An 18,910-nucleotide genomic window follows, 5' to 3' on the forward strand; every position below is an offset into this window, starting at 1 on the left:
TTATGACGAGTTAACGCATTTTCCCAAAAAGGTAGATAGGCGGGTCCAAATATGGCGAAAAAAGCAGATGAAAAGATTATCGACCAAATCATTGATGAAATGATAGATACTGTTGAAAATAGTAAAGATGATATTTTTAGTATAGGAGAAGAGTCCCGAAAAGAGTATGAAAAATTAAAAGAAGAGCTAAAACAGATAAAAGAAGAAGTTGTTCATCTTATAGAGGAAGGCGATCGTTTAGAGGTGAAAGTTCGTATTTCCAGAAATCGTCTATCAGAAGTAAGTAAGGATTTTAAGCGGTATTCGGAAGAACAAATTCGTGATGTGTATCATCAAACACATGAACTTCAAACGAAGCTTACGATGATTAGAGAAAAAGAACATAACCTCCGTGAAAAAAGAGATGACACGGAACGTAGACTTCAGGCGTTAGAACAGACAGTCAAACGTGCAGAAGGATTAGTTGGTAAAATCTCTGTTGTGTTAAATTATTTAAATGAAGATTTTAAACAAGTCAGTGAACTAATACATAACGCCCAGGAGAAGCAAGAGTTTGGCTTACAAATAATTGAAGCACAAGAGGAGGAGCGCAGACGATTATCAAGGGAAATTCATGATGGACCTGCACAAATGCTTGCGAACATATTATTACGTTCAGAAATTGTTGATCGTACGTTTAAAGAGCGTGGTGTGGAAGAAGGCCTTAAAGAAATGAAAAGTGTAAGAGGTATGGTAAAATCCTCTTTATATGAAGTCCGCCGTATTATATATGACTTACGCCCGATGGCACTTGATGATTTAGGTTTGGTACCGACAATCAAAAAATATTTAACGACAATGGAAGAATATAATCATATTAAAATTAGTTTTTCCTCTATTGGATTAGAGCAACGGTTAAAAAGTAAGTATGAAGTTGCATTTTTCCGTCTCGTGCAAGAATCTGTACAGAACGCTGTCAAACATGCTGAACCAGCGAGCATTAATGTGCGGTTAGAGGTGAAGCCGGACAACGTTATGATTCTAATCAAAGACGATGGGAAGGGCTTCGATGTTAGTGAGAAAAAAGATAAATCTTTTGGTCTATTAGGGATGCGTGAACGAGTAGAAATGCTAGATGGTAAATTAGTCATAAGATCAGCAATTGGTGAAGGTACTAGTATATTTATACAAGTACCGATAAATGAAATATAATCGTTAAATACAAAATAGATTTTATCATGTATAATAGGAAAAAATGGCCCGTACAACAATGACTGAAAATAGATTAATAGGCAGATTATATAGATTAAGAAGTATAGGAGGAGCAGAACATGGCAACTGAAATAATACTGATCGACGACCACAAGTTGTTTCGTGAAGGAGTCAAACGCATACTTGAATTTGAACCAAGCTTTCATGTCGTAGCAGAGGGGGATGATGGTTCTTCTGCCATGGAGTTAGTGGCAGAATATAAGCCGGACGTCGTACTTATGGACATTAATATGCCAGGTACAAATGGAGTGGAAGCGACGTCATCGTTAATTGAACAATTTCCAGATGTAAACGTGATTATCTTATCCATTCACGATGATGAAAACTATGTGACACATGCATTAAAGTCTGGTGCACAAGGCTACTTGTTAAAAGAAATGGATTCAAATTCATTGATTGAGGCGATTAAAGTCGTTAGTGATGGCGGATCTTACCTGCATCCGAAAGTAACACACAATTTGGTGAAGGAATATCGCCGATTATCAGAGGAAAAAACGAACGCGGTAACGGAAAAAGTTATAGACTATCGCAAACCTTTACACCTGCTTACACGACGAGAATGTGAAGTATTGCAATTGTTAGCGGATGGTAAAAGTAATCGTGGTGTAGCGGAGTCGTTATATATTAGTGAAAAAACGGTTAAAAACCATGTGAGTAACATCTTACAAAAAATGAATGTAAACGACCGTACCCAAGCAGTAGTTGCTGCGATTCGCAACGGTTGGGTAGAAGTATTATAAAAACAAGAATTGGTCCGGATATTGAACTTCGAGTCCGGACTCCTTCCATGAGGGAGTTTCTTCTCAAGTCCTCTTTTATGCTTACCTATTGATAGCAAAACACCTTTCTTTTTAAGCATCTTCATTATTTTTATCATAGGTATTTTCGAATGGAGAAATCCGTAAATTATAAAATAAATCTATGCATTTTATTCGTATTTATGTAAAATAATGAGAGTATAGATATAACTTGTCTTACATATACTTACATGATTGATCTTTAATATATAATGATAGGACAAGTATGAGTGAGTAACTAAAATCTGGACAAGAAGGGTACGATATGAATGAAAGTAGCTGTAGTCACAGATAGTACAGCTTATATTCCTTCTAACATAAGGGAAAAGCTGGACATCCATATGGCTCCACTAAGCGTAATTTTTGGAGATTCTTCTTACCGTGAAGAAATGGATCTAAATACAAAAGATTTTTACATGATGGTACGAGATGCAGTGGAATTGCCAAAAACGTCGCAGCCTTCCATTGGTTTTGTTACAGAATTATATCAAAAACTAGCAGAGGACCATGATGCTATTATCTCTATTCATTTATCAAGTGGAATTAGTGGAACGTACCAAACTGCTTTATCAGCTGGGCAAATGGTTGATGGTGTAGACGTATATGCATTTGATTCGGAGATAAGCTGTATGCCTCAAGGGTTTTACGTGTTAGAAGCTGCTGAAATGGCGCAGAATGGCGCATCACCTGAGCAAATTATCGATCGATTGAATGAAATGAAGCAGTCAATGCGTGCCTATTTTATGGTGGACGATTTGAGTCACTTGAAACGTGGTGGAAGGCTGAATGGTGCACAGGCATTTGTCGGAAGCATGCTCCAAGTCAAACCATTACTTCACTTTGTTGATACAAAGATTGTTCCCTTTGAAAAAATTAGAACACGTAAAAAAGCGCTTAATCGATTAAAAAGCTTATTTGCCGAAGATGCAGATCTAGGTAAACCAATGAAAGCTGTCGTTATTGAAGGGAACAGACCCGTAGAGGCAGAAGAATTGAAGCAAGAATTACAAGCGCAATATCCACATGTGGAATTATCGGTTAGTTATTTTGGACCAGTTATTGGAACGCACCTTGGTGAAGGTTCTATCGGGTTAAGCTGGTATATCAAGTAAGTTTCATGCAATTATTTTATATTATTATTTTTGGAGGTGCCACTAAAATTGGCACCTCTTCTAAAAATGGAGATGATATATATTGGTGCATACGGTTTTGAACACGATCGGATCCTTCCTTTATCCCACATTTGACTGGATTCCTACTTCTACATATGACAGATCCTCTACTGAAACAGAGATACATGCGAAACAATTCTCTGGAAAGTTACTCCTCCGTGAAGAAATCCCACTTGAAGAAAACCTCCTTAATCAACTTTTATCTACTGACCTTATGACAACAATTCCATCAATTGAAAAATATATATGGGGACATCGCTGCAGGCGTTGTGGAAATAAAGCAAAACATCTTTTTGCGACTATACCATGTTCACGGTGCGGGACAACGCATGTATATTGTCGCAAGTGTATTGAAATGGGCCGAGTGATGAGTTGCTCACCGCTTTATTACTGGACTGGTCCTCAGCCATTACGGCTCGAGCAAAGTGAGCCTTGTTCCTGGCAAGGAGAGTTAACTTCTCATCAACAAAAAGCGTCTAATGAAATTGAAAAAACAATGATGACAGAGGCTGTTGCAGAATTGTTAGTTTGGGCAGTCTGCGGAGCTGGGAAAACGGAAATGCTATTTCAGGGAATTAACGAAGCAATCCGACGTGGGAAAAGGGTTTGTCTAGCAACACCTCGTGCAGATGTTGTTCGAGAATTATATCCACGTTTTACTACAGCTTTTCCCAACACCACAATCGAAGCGCTATATGGTGGAAGTGAGCAAAAGAAAGGCGAAGGCCAATTGATCCTTGCTACGACACACCAATTACTCCGATTTGCCCATGCTTTTGATGTCGTCATCATTGATGAGATTGACGCTTTTCCTTATCACGCTGATCCTTCGTTACCATTTGCCTCTAATAGAGCTGCGAAACCCAATGCTTCCCTGATCTATTTAACAGCCACGCCAAGAAAAAAACATCGCAATCAAGTCCAATCGAAACAGTTAAAGGCTGTCTTTGTTCCTGTTCGGTTTCATGGACATCCACTTCCAGTACCGAAACTTCATATGTGCTTTTCCTTGAAAAAATCTTTAACGAAATTTGAGGCGCCCCAAGCTTTTTATCAGTGGTATGAGAGGCGCATGAATCCGAAGAGACAGCTTTTAATTTTTGTTCCGGTCATTGCACTTGCCGAAAAAATCACCTTGTCTTTGCGTGATAACGCCCTTTTTAGTAGGGAGACGATCACTTCTGTCCATGCATCTGATGAAGATCGTAAAGAGAAAGTACAAGCATTTCGGGATCGGAAGCTTTCTGTTCTAGTGACAACAACGATTTTAGAAAGAGGTGTGACATTTCCATCTGTGGATGTTGCTGTCTTAGATGCTTGTCATGATGTATTTGATGAAGCGGCTCTTGTTCAGATTGCAGGACGTGCCGGTAGAAGTCCTGATGATCCTACTGGTGAAGTGATCTTTTTTCATGATGGAAAAACAGATGCAATGGTGGCGGCTGTGGATGCAATAAAACAGATGAATAAGCGGGGGAGGAATCTCTAATGCATTGCTTGTGGTGTCATCAAGAAATGATCCCGGCGATTGAATGGGGGAATTTTTTCTTGCCAGATAAACCGAAGTTTGGCTGTGATTGGTGTTTGGGGCAATTAGAGGTATTGGATGGAGAGTTGTGCAAGGAATGTGGTAGAAGGGAAGAAGCGGAAGTGTGTTCAGACTGTCGACGGTGGAACGCTAGCTCTGAATGGAAGGGGGTACTTTCCTTTAATAAAAGTGTGTTTGGCTATAATGACATGATGAAGGAGGTCATTGCGAAGTGGAAATATCGTGGAGATTATGCCCTTTGTGATTTATTTCGTGAAGATTTTGTTCGGACTTTTAATGAGTTGTTTAAGGACGTAAAAGGTGCAAAGGTTGTTCCTATTCCTTTGAGTAAGGAACGTTTGTATGAGAGAGGGTTTAACCAAGCGGAGGCGCTAGCTGGATTTTTGGACATGCCATCTGAAAATGTGTTGTCTCGGATTCATGGGGAAAAGCAGTCGAAGAAAACGAGAAGAGACAGACTTATGGCGAGTAATCCATTTACATTAACTGTTGGAATTACAGATCCCGTCATCTTAATCGACGATATCTATACAACGGGGATCACTTTACGGCATGCGGCTAAACTTTTAAAAGAGGCTGGATGTCCGGAAGTGTATGCTTTTACACTAGCTAGAGGATAATTACGCCGAAATCTCGACCTCATTCGACAAGTTGTATGCTATAATGGGAGCAAAAACACGGTAAGGTGGGTTATCCATGGGTGAGTTAGCGAATTGTCCACGTTGTAATGCTTTATTTGTAAAAGGCTTACGTTCTGTTTGTGAAAATTGTTTCAAAGAAGAAGAGAAGAAATTCCAAACGGTTTACGATTATCTGCGACCGAGAAAGAATAGGCAAGCGACTATTCCTCAGATTGTAGATGACACAGGAGTAGAGGAAGATTATATTTATAAATTTGTAAAAGAAAAAAGATTACGCGTATCTCAATTTCCGAATTTAAATTTCCCGTGTGAAAGATGTGGAAAGCCGATTGATGACGGGAAACTTTGTAAATCTTGTGCCGATGGATTAGTTTCCGATTTAAATCAACAAGCAGAAGTCGAACAAAGGAACCAGAAAAATAAACGTGAAAGACAACAAACGTATTTTTCTGTTCGAAAAGATAAGTAAAAATTACTATTAAACATTTTAATGACACAACCGATATAAGGATTAGATATATACGTGCGAATGAAGCGGAAAGAGGTGACCGATCTTGAAAATACAAGGTCCAAACAACTCTAGGATTAATCCTTATCAAAAACAAATGAACAAACAAGCAGAAATAAAAAAAGACGTGCAAAATAAAGAGGATAAGTTGCAAATCTCGGATGAAGCAAAGCGTATGCAAAGCAGTGAAGAACCGAGTGCGGCAAGACAAAAGCATGTCGATCAGATCAAACAATCGGTACAATCCGGTAACTATACTGTTGATCCTAAACTAACAGCGCAGAAACTGCTTAACTTCTGGAACAACCAAGGATAAAGGGAGGACGTACGATGTCCGTTCAGACGATTGTAGACACACTATCCAATATGAATAAGCTACACGTAAGCTTATTAGAGGTATCCAAAAAAAAGACAGAAACACTAAAAACGGGAGATATAGCTGGTTTTCAAGATTTATTAGCACAAGAACGGAAGCACGTGAAAGCTATAAATCAAATGGAAGCAAACCGGTTGAGCTTAATCGAAGACTGGTCTCGTAATCAGGGCCTAGATCCATCTTCGACAACTGTATCTGTTATGTTGGAGGTTCTCGAAGGATCAGATAAGCAAAATGTAGAGCAAGCTACGGTTCAATTAGCAGAGACGTTAGTCGAGCTAAAGAATCAGGAGCAATTAAACAAAGAGCTCATTGAGCAATCCCTGCAATTTATACAGCTATCGATGGATATGATTTCTCCGACGATTAAAAATATTAACTATAGTAATAAATCAATCAAACAAGATCAGCCAGCGAGTGCAAGTCGTTCCTTGTTTGATTCAAAAGCATAGGATAAGGAGGTACGTTACGTGTCAACATTTCATGGTTTAGAAGTTGCAAAACGTGCGTTGAGTGCACAACAATCAGCGCTTTATACTACAAGTCATAACATCGCAAACGCGAATACAGAAGGATATTCAAGGCAACGCGTGAATTTTGAGCAAACGGCTCCTTATCCACCAGCATCAAGAAATCGTCCACATATTCCAGGGCAACTTGGTAGTGGGGTGGAAGCTGGTTCAATTGAACGTGTCCGTGATCAGTTTTTAGATGTTCAATATCGGGGTGAAAATAGTAAGCTAGGATATTATCAAACTAGAGCCGATGCAATGGCACAAATGGAAACGATTATGAATGAACCTTCCGAACAAGGTTTAGCAAACACGATGGATCAATTTTGGCAGGCGTTGCAGGATTTATCAGTGAACCCAGAAGATTCTGGTGCGCGTTCTGTTGTGAGACAACGAGGAATAGCGGTATCTGAAACATTTAATTACTTATCTGGGTCATTAAATGCCGTTCGTGGTGATCTGAAAAATGAGATTGATGTAACAACAAAAGAAGTAAACTCTCTCATTAATCAAATCAATAACGTTAATAAGCAAATTGGTGATGTCGAGCCACATGGCTATTTACCAAATGATTTATATGATGAACGTGATCGTTTGATCGACAAGCTGTCTGGTCTAGCTGAAATAAAAGTTTCTTATGTGAAAAGTGGTGGGCAACCAAGCCCTACGCATATGGGGAAAGCAACGGTTACATTAGTTGGTAATGGGGAAGAAGAGATAAAGTTGGTTGATGCGACAACGAGTACGGTTAACAACGTAGCCATTGGTTACGATGATGACAATAATGTACAAAACCTAACTTTCTATAATCCAGCAGATTTACCTACTGCGGATACCGACCCTACGACACTGCCAGCAGATCAAAAGACAGTGCTAACTACTGCTGCGTTTAGTGATACTGGTAAACTAAGAGCATTAATCGAAGCAAATGGTTATATAACAGATAATGGACAAGCTACTGGTGAGTTTAATAGTATGTTAGACGATTTAGATAGCATGGCGTCTGCCTTTGTAGCGGAGTTTAACAAGACTCACCAAGAAGGTGCGAACTTAGCGGATGATCAAAGCTATGATTTCTTTGCGATTGAAGGCGAAGGGCGTCCAGCAGCTTTAATGGATGTTACTGATGATATCAAAGGAAATATAGATTTAATTGCTGCCAGCTTAAATGGAGATAGCGGTGATGGTACCAATGCAGAACAACTGTCTAATGTATTTTCCAAACTAGATACTGGTTTAGGTGCCAAAACTTCGATTAAAAGTTTCTATGAATCTGCGATTGGTAAAATGGCGGTTGTCACACAGGAAGCAAACCGAATGGTGAATAACGCTACAGTATTACGACAACAAGTAGATGAAAACAGACAATCCGTAAGCGCTGTTTCACTAGATGAAGAGATGACAAATATGATTAAATTCCAGCATGCGTACAACGCTGCGGCACGTAGTATGACAACTGTCGATGAAATGTTAGATCGTATTATCAATAACATGGGATTAGTAGGAAGGTAGGTGACTAGCAGATGCGTGTAACACAGAGTATGTTATCGAACAATATGCTGCGTAATTTGAGTAATAGTTATAGTAATCTAGGAAAGTATATGGATCAACTATCAACTGGTAAAAAGGTAAACCGTCCTTCTGATGATCCTGTGGTGGCGATGAAGGGGATGAATTATCGTTCCCAGGTAGTTAACGTGGAGCAGTTTGAGCGTAATATTGGGGAAGTGCATAATTGGATGGACAATTCAGATGCGGCGCTGGATAAGGCAACACAAGCGCTCCAACGGTTACGTGAGTTAGCTGTTAAAGGGTCGAATGGTACATATGAAGAAGGTCAACGTGAGAGTATTGCGAAAGAGATAGATCAATTAAAAGATCACTTAGCAGATATTGGGAATACTAAGGTAAATAATAAGTATATATTTAACGGTACTAAAACAACAGGTACAATTGATGCAGATGGGAATACGTTAAAACCTGTTGAGGTCGATGATGAGGGTATCATTACATCTGTGTCAGATAGTACGGATCCAGTTCTAATCGAAGTATCAAGTGGCGTAAAGTTACAAGCGAACGTGAATGCAACAAATGTATTCAGTAAGCAGTTGTTCGAAGATATTGAAGCTTTTTCACAAGCATTAAAAGATGATGATCAAGCTGGGCTTGAAGATGTTCTATCTAATTTAGATATTCACATTGATAATACGGTTAACGAAAGAGCAGACCTTGGTGCTCGAATGAATCGTTTAGAATTAGTCGAAAACCGAGTGATTGAACAACAAATCACCGCGACCAAAATGATGTCTGAAAACGAAGATGCCAATATGGAAGAAGTTATTATGAATCTTACTTCTCAAGAAAGTGTGCATAGAGCCGCTTTAAGTTCTGGTTCACGAGTAATTCAACCAACATTATTAGATTTCTTACGTTAATCCGATAGCACTTGCCATATTCCTATGGCAAGGCTTTTTACTATCCAATAGGAAAAGAGGGATACGATGAACTTTCCTCAAATACGATTACAATCGCAAATGGCTAAAATACAATTGAACACGACTGATAGTGTCCAAACGATTGAACAGCCAAAAGCAACACAATCTATTCAGCAATCGAAAGCTAATATGCAAATCCATACCTCACCTTCCAGATTAACGATTGATCAGACGCAGGCTTGGGAGGATATGAATATTAAACATGTCTCAAGGATGATTGAGGATGCAGCACAAGCAGGTCGACAAGATGCTGCAAAAGGAACAACAAGACGAGTTCGTGAAGGTGTAGAGTTGATGCAAATAGAAAACAACGGTAATCCGATTGCTAGACAAGCGAAACAGAATAGTGAGGGTGAGCCAAAACAATTTAATATTGGCTGGATTCCATCACATGGTGCGGTCAAAATTGATTACCAGCCAAGTAATGTGGACATAGATGTGAATGTAAGTAAACCGAATATACAGACACAGATAAATAAACCTAAGATTAATTATCAGCCAGGTTCTGTTGATGTAGATATAGCACAACGTAACAGCTTAGACATTGATTTTGATAACTTAAAGCATGTTGGAATAAACTTTGAAATGACTATTTAATAAGAAGGGTTGAGCGATGAAATTACAAACGAAATATTTTGGTGAGATTGATGTAAATGAAAAAGAAATAATTTCCTTTCCACAGGGGATTCCTGGGTTTGTAAATGAGAAAGAATTTTTATTATTACCACTAGAAGATAATTCAGTGTTTCAAGTGTTACAATCTGCTTCTAATGTAGATCCGGCATTTATTGTGGTAAATCCGTTTCATTTTGTGACAGGATATGAATTTGACTTGGATCAGGGGACATTAGAATTATTAGAGATTGAATCTGAAAAGGATGTAAACGTGCTATCGATCGTGTCATTAAAAGATCCTTTTACGACAAGCACTGCGAATTTACAGGCCCCTGTTGTTATTAACCAAGCTAAGCGTATAGGTAAGCAATATATTACTAACCTAAAAGACTTTACTACGAAAGAAACTTTATTCACTAAACAACTTACCTCCCAGGTAAAGGAGGATTAACATGTTAGTACTTACGAGACGAATAAATGAAGCGATTAAGATTGGTGACAATATCGAGGTTAAAGTCCTAGGTATAGACGGAGATCAAATCAAATTAGGGATAGATGCTCCGAAACATGTGGATATTCATCGAATGGAAGTTTACTTAGACATACAACAACAAAACAGTGAAGCGGCCGGTATTTCGACAGATTTGTTGAATTTATTGAAAAATAATACAAAAAAAGATTAAACATATGGTGAATTCCTCCGATATAAGGATTGTAAAGCTAAATGATACTGAAGGCGGCCGACTTTGGTTCATCTAGTGATAACCACAAGGATGTGGGAAAACGACAACTCAAGGAGGAATTTATAGTGAGAATTAATCACAATATTGCAGCGTTAAATACACACCGTCAATTAGGTAGTGCACAAAATGCGCAACAAAATTCAATGGAGAAATTGGCTTCAGGACTTCGTATCAATGGCGCTTCTGATGATGCGGCAGGACTTGCAATTTCTGAAAAAATGCGTGGGCAAATTCGTGGATTGGATATGGCAGCTAAGAATTCCCAAGATGCAACCTCTATGATTCAAACAGCTGAGGGAGGACTTAACGAAACGCACTCTATCTTACAACGTATGCGTGAGTTAGCAGTACAATCTTCAAACGATACGAATACACCAGAAGATCGCCAAAATATTCAAGATGAAATGAACCAATTAGGTGAAGAAATTCAACGAATTGGTGACCAAACTGAGTTTAACAAAAAGAGCCTTTTAAATGGAGATATTTCTGATGCGGGGACGGCAACGGCTCACGTAACTACTAATTCATTGGAAGGTACTATGGTTACTGCTACAACATTAAATGCTGTTCTAGACTCAGATGGAAATAGTGTTGGTATTGAGGATGGAGATACTATTACAGCTACTTGGTCTGTGAATGGAACTCAACACTCAAAAACTCTAGAACTATCATCACCTGGTGACGCAGGAACTGAAACATTAGGTACTCTTGCAACTGCATTATCAGATGCTTCTAACACCTTTGCTGTTGTTGATGGTGACAATGCTATTACAGCTACAGCTCAAACTGATGGTAAAACAGCTCAAATTAACGGTTTATCAATTGAAGTTAAGAGTGCTGATGGTGTTCGAAAAGAAGCAGCGTCCAATGCTCTTTCTAACTTTAAAACTACTACAGAAGCAGACGATGCATCTAATAATGATTCTCAAACATTTCAAATTGGTGCTAATGCAGGACAAACACTTAACCTTGGAATTGAAGATATGCGTGCTGATGCACTAGGTGTACGTAACCTTCAAGTTGGTTCACAAAGTCAAGCATCTACAGCCATAAATGTAATTGATGAGGCAATTGCTACTGTGTCAGAAGAACGTTCTAAGTTAGGTGCTACTCAAAATCGACTTGACCATACAATTAATAACTTAAATACATCTTCTGAAAACCTAACTGCTGCGGAATCTCGTATCCGTGACGTAGATATGGCGAAAGAAATGATGAACCAAACTAAGAATTCAATTCTTGGTCAAGCAGCACAAGCAATGTTGGCTCAAGCGAATAGTGCACCTCAGGGTGTATTGCAACTACTACAATAACTATTCGCAGGGCGTCTTATCTAGTAATGGATAAGAGTATAACTGGGTGAATTGCTGGAACTTCCTAAAACTCCTTCAACCACAACGTAGCTGGAAACGGCAAGCGTGATGGTCAGAAAATGATAGAGATATATGGATAATCAGCAGCCAAGCTCCTGTGAGGAAACTCTGGAGAAGGTTCAACGACTAGAGAAGTACGGTCTAAGGTGAGAGCTATGACTATGAATCTCGTAGGGCAGTCTTAATGACTGTTCGAAGTGCCCAGCTCCATAAGGGTATGGATGAAGATATAGTCTATTCTATGATCGAAAGATATAGCGGCAAAGCAAGCCAATCAACAACCTCAAGGAGTACTACAGTTACTTCAGTAATAATAATATTGGAAGAGGCTCTGGCTTTGCTAGAGTCTCTTTTTTCTCTATTTAGAACAAGTAAATGATTTAAGGTGTTATATTAATAAAATTGTAAACGGGAGGACTTATGGATAATCCAATTTCAAAGATAAATCAATTGACGTATTTAGAAGTCGTTGATAAAATTATTGAACTAAATAAAGATGTTAAAGATTTTTGGTCAGAAGCATTAGGATGTGCACCAATCGAAGCATCAAATTTATTAAGTAAGTCAAGATTGGACTGGCTAGTGTCGCTGTCGTAATCAATGAAGAAATGGAATGAGTGTACTTGTTCTAAAGCGGAAGATGGAGATTTAATACTTGCTTGGGCAAATCTAGGTACTTTAGTAGAAGGAACTATAAAGTTATTTCTTTCTGTATATTTAAATGATTATCTGGATGATTCCACAAATTATAAGAATAAAAAAGGAGTAACTACAGCCTGACGAAATTACATTTGAAAAACTTCGTCAATATTTTAGAGATAAAGTTTGGAAAGACAGGGTGTATGCTTCAAAATTTGATGATTGGGTTCTATTTATGCTGCAGAGGAGAAATTCTATCCATACTTTTAAAAAGTATAGAAATTGGTACTTTTAATGAATTTAATGCTCATACAAAAAAATACTTAGCTTTTTTAATGTATCATCCAGCGAGACTACATTATCCAGACTACCAACGGACCGACTTACATCTTTAATAATAAGTAAATTCACTTGGCATTTGGAGTTTGAAGAAAAACAATCTGCAAAACGTGTGAACAGTGTTAGCCTAAAACTAGTGAAGGAATCGATCATGCTTTACAGGAATTGCTGTGTTCGTAGTCCTGAAGATTTCTATTAATTGCTGTAGAAACTGAATTATAAGCTCGTTTCTTTTACTAACTTTAGACTAACAATATTTACACGTTTTGCTGGTTTATGCTTCATTACAATCTCTCCTTCTAATAATTCTAATTGTTTCACTTCTTTCGTTTCATAATTCAGCATGCGTTTTCCCTCCTTAAATAAAAATAGCCCCTACTCCAAAGATTGAAGTAGAGGCTTAGATTGCTTGTTTTAAGAACATTTCTAATCTCAAAACAAACGTACATTCTATTATTATATTAAATACTCAATTATTTGATGAACAAGTGAAAACATTAAAATTAGATTGTTAGACGGAAATTATTGCTTTATTCACAGCTGCAAGAAACTGAGAGTCTCCACGCGTTGAGTGATTGTCTGTTTGAAGAGGAACTTCAAACAGCGGTTGACCTTGATTCAATCAGTATTTCACAGCTGTCACGTCGCTTAAATGGTATGAACCCAGATCTTTTTCAACGACTATTCCTTGATTTAGTCTCACAAATTCATGCCAAAACACACTATACATTCTAAAAGGATATCATGTTTTAATACCACGTTTATTTTGATACTGATATATGTGAATATTTCACTCGATGAGAACCAGCTTCTCGGACATTTTGAACCACAGTCACGGAGTAAGGACCACTTTCAAGGTATATCTAATTCTAGTAGATCTGGACCGCAAACCGCTACCATTGACTTTGCTTTTGTCCGTGTAGTTGAGCTAATGCAGGTTACCCGAAATAATGCCTAAAGGGACAGCTGCAACAGATTGTAACACGGACAAATCGTTTCTAAGCATTCGTTACCGGGGCCCCGTCCCCTTCCACAGAATTCTAAGAATCGGGCGTGGCAGCAATGGAAAGCAGCTTCGCTGTAGCTATGACTCTCGTTCAGTGAAGGTGGTTCTATTTCCCAGTGACGAGTGCTCATTTTGTCCGAGGAAGTGGTTCTCACTAACGAAATATTCATATATGAAACTGGACTTTAAATGATAGTCTTAAATAAACAGGTTTACTTGTAAGATTAAATTACAGTAATTTTATTAATTTAATAGTTTTAGCATGGAGGAATATTATGAATTTCAATGAAGAATCTGTCAAAAATAATATAATACTACCTTATCTTATGTCTTGTGGTTTTACTTCGGAGGAACTATCTTTTGAAAAGAAATTTACAATCAATTTGGGACGTGGAAGTTATGATATAAACGGAACAGAACAAAAAAAGGCAAATGGAAGACTAGACATTTTGTGTACTAGAAATAATGTAAACCTTTTTGTTATTGAACTTAAAGCCGAAGGAATAGAATTGACTGATAAGGATCGTATCCAAGGATTAACATATGCAAGACTTTTAGAACCTATGGCTCCTTATGTAATGCTAACCAATGGTAAAGATACACAAATATATAATACATATTCAGGTGAAGAGCTTGAAGGACATCTTATTGGAAACTGGAATATAGATGGAACACAACAGGAAATTAATTTACGTTTCGAAGCACTGAAAAGTTTTGTTGGCTTATCATATACCAATTTACTTAATTTCTGTATGTTACATAATAAAGCAGAGCTATTTTACTATAGAGCCGAATCGAATGACGATATAGGGATGGTAATTAAGGAAAAATATATTCCCTCTCTATATATTAAGCGAGAACCTATTGAAGATGCTTTTCATAATTTTATTCAGCAAACAAAATTTCCGGTTTTTGCTTTAGTAGGTGAGTCAGGAACTGGAAAAACAAACACAATAATTAAACTGGCTGAGCAGTTAATGGAAGAAAACCCAGTATTATTTTACACGGGTACTAGAATGAATACTTCATTACTTAGAAGGATTCAAAATGATTTTAATCTACAATTTTCATCTATAGAGAGTGAAATAGGTATATTAAAAAAAATAGATACTCTTACATCAATTCATGGAAAGCCACTTTATATCTTTATTGATGCATTAGATGAATGGGAGACCGAAAAAAAATTCTATGAGTTAAATGAACTTTGTGAATATTTCAGTGTCTTAGGAATTAAGTTATGTATATCTTGTAAAGCAGAAGATTGGGAAGCATTTTTAAGAATTAAAGGTATCAAAACTTCGATTTCTAAACATCTTTTCCCTAATGTTCCCAAACTAACAACTTTTAATTATAGTGAGTTTTATGAAGCAATTAGTAAATATTCAACAACTTTCGAGGTTAGTTATAGCGATATTAAAGATTTTGGAATTCTACGTAATCCATTTATAATGAGAATTGCTTTTGAAGTGGCAAATGAAACAAATAAAGATCTTATTCAAGTTATTGATTCTCGAAAATTATTTCAAGAATATTTAGAGCAAAAGTATATAAAAATGCCAGATAAGAACAATGGTAAGTATCGAAGAATTCTTAAAGTTATCTCTGAGACTCTATTTAGAAACAAAAAAATTCAAATCAGCGAAGATTCATTAATGGATGCTCTAGGTTTGAGTGTGCTAGAGACAATACCTGACGAATTGTTTTTAAGTAATATTCTCTATCGATATGTCGATGTTGATGGACGAAGGAGTATAGGTTTTTACTTTTCTGGGATTAGAGATTATTGTGTTTCAGTTTACGTTTTCAATTTAAAGGACTTAAGTTCAAATGCGTTCTCTGATAACGTTTATATGATGTTAGAATCATTCATTGGAGAGAATGCGCTTTTTTGGTTTTTTAAAACGGGAAAATTTATAGAAAAATCTAATATAATAAAGACAATTCTTCAATATGATAATGATAATTCTTCAGTTATATTACCTAAAATATTTATCTCTTATGGGAGTTATATTAATAAGGAACTATTGGAAGAGTATAAAATTGAAATGTTTGATTTATTTTTAAAACAATTCATACTATATAAAAATAACTATGAATCTTGTGAGAAAATAATAAGAGCCACTGATTATTTTGATTACACTATTGAATTAAGTGATTTATTAATTAATATGTTAGAAGTCTTATTAACTGAATCAAATTCAAAAGAAACTATAGCTCACTTAATTACTGAAAAACTCAGAAAAAATATTAATCCTAAAATTACTAATATTCTTATAGATTTTGCTTTAAACGATAATTACAGTGATTACATTAGACGATATTGTGTTGATGTACTAGGTGACTGTACGAATTTTGATAAAAATGATTTTCTCAAACAGATCATTCAAATTGAGGGAGTCAATGCTATTAGTTATGCGTTTGAATGGTATGAAGAACATGAAGATATTGAGTTAAGGGATGTTATCTTAGAACGTATTGTTGCAGGTGAAAGTTCAGCATCTGAGATTATGGCATTGAGTGATTCTAGGTTAATAGACACCGGTAAGAAATTGTTAAATTTATTAAATGAAGAAATACCAGCATTTCAAAAAGAATGGGTTTGTAGAGCTTTGGGGGAATTGAATTATAAGCCTGCAGTGCCAAAATTATTAACGATGATTGATGAGAGTAGTGATTTAAGTCTTAGAGATAGTATTACAATAACTTTAACTGAAATGAAAGAAAAAAGTTTAGTACCAATTTTAATAAATGAATTAAAAAAAGAAAATCCACAAATAGATAAAACATGGATAGCAAATGGTATATCTGCATTAGGCAGTCATGAGGATATTAAAGAGATTATTTATATACTGTCTACTGCGATAACAGTAAAATCAAAAGAATATCTATTATATGTACTGTTTAGTTCTGATCATGAAGATGCCTTGCACATTCTTACCTATCACTTGTTGGAAGATGAGATTGAATATAGCTTTAAAGTATTACTATTGCAAGAGTTGCATAACACTAATAGTAAGAAGCTCAATGATCTATCCTTTTTATATTTGCTAGTCAAAAATAACACGAAACTTTTCCCAGTCATTTTTTGGATTTTAGTGGACTGGGAGGATGACATAGAAAAACTCTTTTTATTCATAACAGAATACCTCCCTAAGATGGAAACACCAATCTCACATAGGCTAATATTACTGAAAACCAATAATTTAAGTCTTATTGCTTCAAAGTTAAGACCATGGATTCACAATACATTATTATCACTTAACTGGTCTAAGCCAGAGGTTACTTCTTATTTGCGTATTTTACAGTTTATAGGAGATCGGAATAGTTTGGAAATAATTTATACTATATTAGATGAATTAACAATCTCTATAGAAGAGGGGTTTGTGAATAGTGTGATTCATAGTATCACAATTAAAAAAGAAGAAATACAATTTTTTGTTTAATTTGTACCAATGCAATTTTACTTGATAATATACTAACACTCATATTGGAATGTATATTTGTAGTCTATAGTTTTTATGCGGAGTATTACGGACATGGTTCCATTGAACGCAGGCTTTTCAACTGTATCTCCAAGAATATCATGTCCGTAACGCCGTTAATTCATAGTACCTAGTCACCACCCGTAAAATAGCGTTTTTTGTTGGATGTGTATATAGCAAGTACTCTTACAACAGTTCTCCTACAAATCTTGAAAAACTTCAATTTGCAATTTAAACAAAGTAGTGGATAATTTCTCCGGCTGAGATTATTTGTGATAAGGCAACATCAAACCAATAAATGGAAAGAAAGCCATAAAACAACTAGCATGTTTCCCTCACTTTTGTTACTCTAAATATATGAATCTACCAAGCGAAAGAAATAAGATGGAACAAGACGAATTAGAAAGAAAAAAATTCTTTGAGCATCAGCTCGAGTGGTGTAAGGTTAGAGACCGTTCACTAGCACAAATAGAATACAAACTTAATGAAATGAAACAAATCGCAATCTATGCGATAGAGCATATTCTACCTCAAGAAGAATTGGCTCGATTAGACGAGCAACTGAATGAGTTAAAGCAAGAGATTGGATTGCTTGAAAGTCAATTACGTTCCAATGTCCATTAATTTACATACATAAGGTGGTGTTAGTATCGATATCGCACAAATGTCAATGACATTAAGTCAGAGTCAAGTCCAGCAACAAGCGTCCCTGTCCGTTATGAAAAGAGCGATGGATCAGTCAGAAGGTAGTGCGGATTTTATTAATAAAATGATGAGCGATGGAAATGCTCAAGCATTACAACAAATAGCACAACCTCATTTAGGCGGAAATATTGATTTGAAAGGTTAGATGAGTAAGAACTACATATAGACACCAACTAAAATGCTCCTGTCGATCATAAGACAATAGGAGCATTTTACTCTTTTTACGATAAAATGCACAATCTCTATTCACAATCTACCCAAATTAACCGATATAAAAAGAAACTACATAAGAGGAGATGGCAAAAGCCATGAACGTTGGGAAAATTATTTCTGGATCCCAACTCCTGCAAAGGGCTGAAAACATCGAGTTATCGACATCCGCAAGAGAACGATCCGTAAATGAACAACAAACAGAGTTGTATCAAACGTCAGAGAAAAAGAATCAAAATTATAAGACTGTTGAGGAACCTAATAAAGAAGAAGTAAAAAGTCTTGTAGATAGTCTGAATAAATTCTTAGAACCAACCTACACAAATCTAAAGTTTGAGTTTCATGAAAAACTTGAAAGATATTATGTCACAATAGTTGACCCTGAATCGAAAGAAATAATCAAAGAAATTCCCCCGAAAAAGCTTCTTGATGTGTATGCTTCTATGGCTGAATTAATGGGATTTATAGTGGACGAAAAAGTGTAATTTGAGAGGTGT

At 36.5% G+C, this 18,910-nt stretch carries 20 protein-coding genes and 1 pseudogene; 20 read left to right on the plus strand and 1 reads right to left on the minus strand.

The features are described 5' to 3' along the window. The first annotated feature begins 51 nt into the window (after positions 1 to 51). The 15 genes from NYQ66_RS15985 to NYQ66_RS16055 all read left to right on the plus strand — a co-directional run bounded on the left by NYQ66_RS15985 (position 52) and on the right by NYQ66_RS16055 (position 12,629). Entirely contained in the window at positions 52 to 1,191 is a 1,140-nt protein-coding gene (locus NYQ66_RS15985; protein ID WP_259870817.1) for a sensor histidine kinase, read from the plus strand. A gap of 119 nt (positions 1,192 to 1,310) precedes the next feature. After that, the gene (locus NYQ66_RS15990) at positions 1,311 to 1,991 is read left to right on the plus strand and encodes a response regulator (RefSeq protein ID WP_259870818.1); all 681 of its coding nucleotides are present in this window, start codon (positions 1,311 to 1,313) and stop codon (positions 1,989 to 1,991) included. A 326-nt stretch (positions 1,992 to 2,317) separates the two neighbouring features. After that, positions 2,318 to 3,160: a DegV family protein gene (locus NYQ66_RS15995; RefSeq protein WP_259870820.1), complete on the plus strand. Its 843-nt coding sequence runs from the start codon at positions 2,318 to 2,320 to the stop codon at positions 3,158 to 3,160. 97 nt (positions 3,161 to 3,257) lie between these two features. Next, positions 3,258 to 4,709 carry a DEAD/DEAH box helicase gene (locus tag NYQ66_RS16000; RefSeq protein ID WP_259870821.1) on the plus strand — a complete coding sequence of 484 codons (1,452 nt, stop codon included), beginning with the start codon at positions 3,258 to 3,260 and terminating at the stop codon, positions 4,707 to 4,709. Beyond that, entirely contained in the window at positions 4,709 to 5,389 is a 681-nt protein-coding gene (locus tag NYQ66_RS16005) for a ComF family protein (protein WP_259870823.1), read from the plus strand. The genes NYQ66_RS16000 and NYQ66_RS16005 overlap by 1 nt, the downstream gene beginning before the upstream one ends. A 76-nt stretch (positions 5,390 to 5,465) precedes the next feature. Beyond that, entirely contained in the window at positions 5,466 to 5,879 is a 414-nt protein-coding gene (locus NYQ66_RS16010) for a TIGR03826 family flagellar region protein (protein WP_259870824.1), read from the plus strand. 85 nt (positions 5,880 to 5,964) lie between these two features. Next, a complete protein-coding gene (gene flgM / locus NYQ66_RS16015; RefSeq protein WP_259870825.1) occupies positions 5,965 to 6,234 on the plus strand; it encodes a flagellar biosynthesis anti-sigma factor FlgM in 270 nt (89 codons plus the stop codon). A gap of 14 nt (positions 6,235 to 6,248) precedes the next feature. Then, positions 6,249 to 6,746: a flagellar protein FlgN gene (locus NYQ66_RS16020; protein ID WP_259870827.1), complete on the plus strand. Its 498-nt coding sequence runs from the start codon at positions 6,249 to 6,251 to the stop codon at positions 6,744 to 6,746. 18 nt (positions 6,747 to 6,764) lie between these two features. Then, positions 6,765 to 8,318, plus strand: a complete 1,554-nt coding sequence (flgK, locus tag NYQ66_RS16025) for a flagellar hook-associated protein FlgK (protein ID WP_259870828.1) — start codon at positions 6,765 to 6,767, stop codon at positions 8,316 to 8,318. 11 nt (positions 8,319 to 8,329) lie between these two features. Then, positions 8,330 to 9,241 (plus strand): flagellar hook-associated protein FlgL, encoded by a 912-nt coding sequence (gene flgL / locus NYQ66_RS16030; RefSeq protein WP_259870830.1) that lies wholly within the window; start codon positions 8,330 to 8,332, stop codon positions 9,239 to 9,241. A gap of 66 nt (positions 9,242 to 9,307) precedes the next feature. Further along, a complete protein-coding gene (locus NYQ66_RS16035) occupies positions 9,308 to 9,898 on the plus strand; it encodes a DUF6470 family protein (RefSeq protein WP_259870833.1) in 591 nt (196 codons plus the stop codon). A 16-nt stretch (positions 9,899 to 9,914) separates the two neighbouring features. Beyond that, complete coding sequence (gene fliW / locus NYQ66_RS16040; RefSeq protein WP_259870835.1) at positions 9,915 to 10,367, plus strand: flagellar assembly protein FliW; 453 nt, start codon at positions 9,915 to 9,917, stop codon at positions 10,365 to 10,367. A gap of 1 nt (position 10,368) precedes the next feature. After that, on the plus strand, positions 10,369 to 10,599 hold the full coding sequence (csrA, locus tag NYQ66_RS16045; protein WP_259870837.1) for a carbon storage regulator CsrA: 231 nt from the start codon (positions 10,369 to 10,371) through the stop codon (positions 10,597 to 10,599). Positions 10,600 to 10,724: 125 nt separating this feature from the next. Further along, positions 10,725 to 11,972: a flagellin N-terminal helical domain-containing protein gene (locus NYQ66_RS16050; RefSeq protein WP_259870839.1), complete on the plus strand. Its 1,248-nt coding sequence runs from the start codon at positions 10,725 to 10,727 to the stop codon at positions 11,970 to 11,972. 480 nt (positions 11,973 to 12,452) lie between these two features. After that, on the plus strand, positions 12,453 to 12,629 hold the full coding sequence (locus tag NYQ66_RS16055) for a hypothetical protein (RefSeq protein WP_259870841.1): 177 nt from the start codon (positions 12,453 to 12,455) through the stop codon (positions 12,627 to 12,629). 597 nt (positions 12,630 to 13,226) lie between these two features. On the opposite strand, the gene NYQ66_RS16060 is transcribed toward NYQ66_RS16055, so the two are convergent. Beyond that, positions 13,227 to 13,355: a hypothetical protein gene (locus tag NYQ66_RS16060; RefSeq protein WP_259870843.1), complete on the minus strand. Its 129-nt coding sequence runs from the start codon at positions 13,353 to 13,355 to the stop codon at positions 13,227 to 13,229. Positions 13,356 to 13,432: 77 nt separating this feature from the next. On the opposite strand from NYQ66_RS16060, the pseudogene NYQ66_RS16065 reads away from it, so the two are divergent. The 5 genes and pseudogenes from NYQ66_RS16065 to flaG all read left to right on the plus strand — a co-directional run. Further along, positions 13,433 to 13,733, plus strand: a pseudogene (locus NYQ66_RS16065) (hypothetical protein); the annotation flags it as partial. A 558-nt stretch (positions 13,734 to 14,291) separates the two neighbouring features. After that, positions 14,292 to 17,459 carry a type I restriction enzyme HsdR N-terminal domain-containing protein gene (locus NYQ66_RS16070; RefSeq protein WP_259870844.1) on the plus strand — a complete coding sequence of 1,056 codons (3,168 nt, stop codon included), beginning with the start codon at positions 14,292 to 14,294 and terminating at the stop codon, positions 17,457 to 17,459. 423 nt (positions 17,460 to 17,882) lie between these two features. Continuing rightward, the gene (locus tag NYQ66_RS16075) at positions 17,883 to 18,122 is read left to right on the plus strand and encodes a hypothetical protein (protein WP_259870845.1); all 240 of its coding nucleotides are present in this window, start codon (positions 17,883 to 17,885) and stop codon (positions 18,120 to 18,122) included. A gap of 25 nt (positions 18,123 to 18,147) precedes the next feature. Next, the gene (locus NYQ66_RS16080; protein WP_407652107.1) at positions 18,148 to 18,348 is read left to right on the plus strand and encodes a putative motility protein; all 201 of its coding nucleotides are present in this window, start codon (positions 18,148 to 18,150) and stop codon (positions 18,346 to 18,348) included. Positions 18,349 to 18,511: 163 nt separating this feature from the next. Next, positions 18,512 to 18,898 (plus strand): flagellar protein FlaG, encoded by a 387-nt coding sequence (gene flaG, locus NYQ66_RS16085; RefSeq protein WP_259870847.1) that lies wholly within the window; start codon positions 18,512 to 18,514, stop codon positions 18,896 to 18,898. The last annotated feature ends 12 nt before the right edge of the window (positions 18,899 to 18,910 follow it).

This window comes from Aquibacillus koreensis, assembly GCF_025154055.1.
GTDB classification, from domain to species: Bacteria; Bacillota; Bacilli; order Bacillales; family Amphibacillaceae; genus Aquibacillus_C; species Aquibacillus_C koreensis.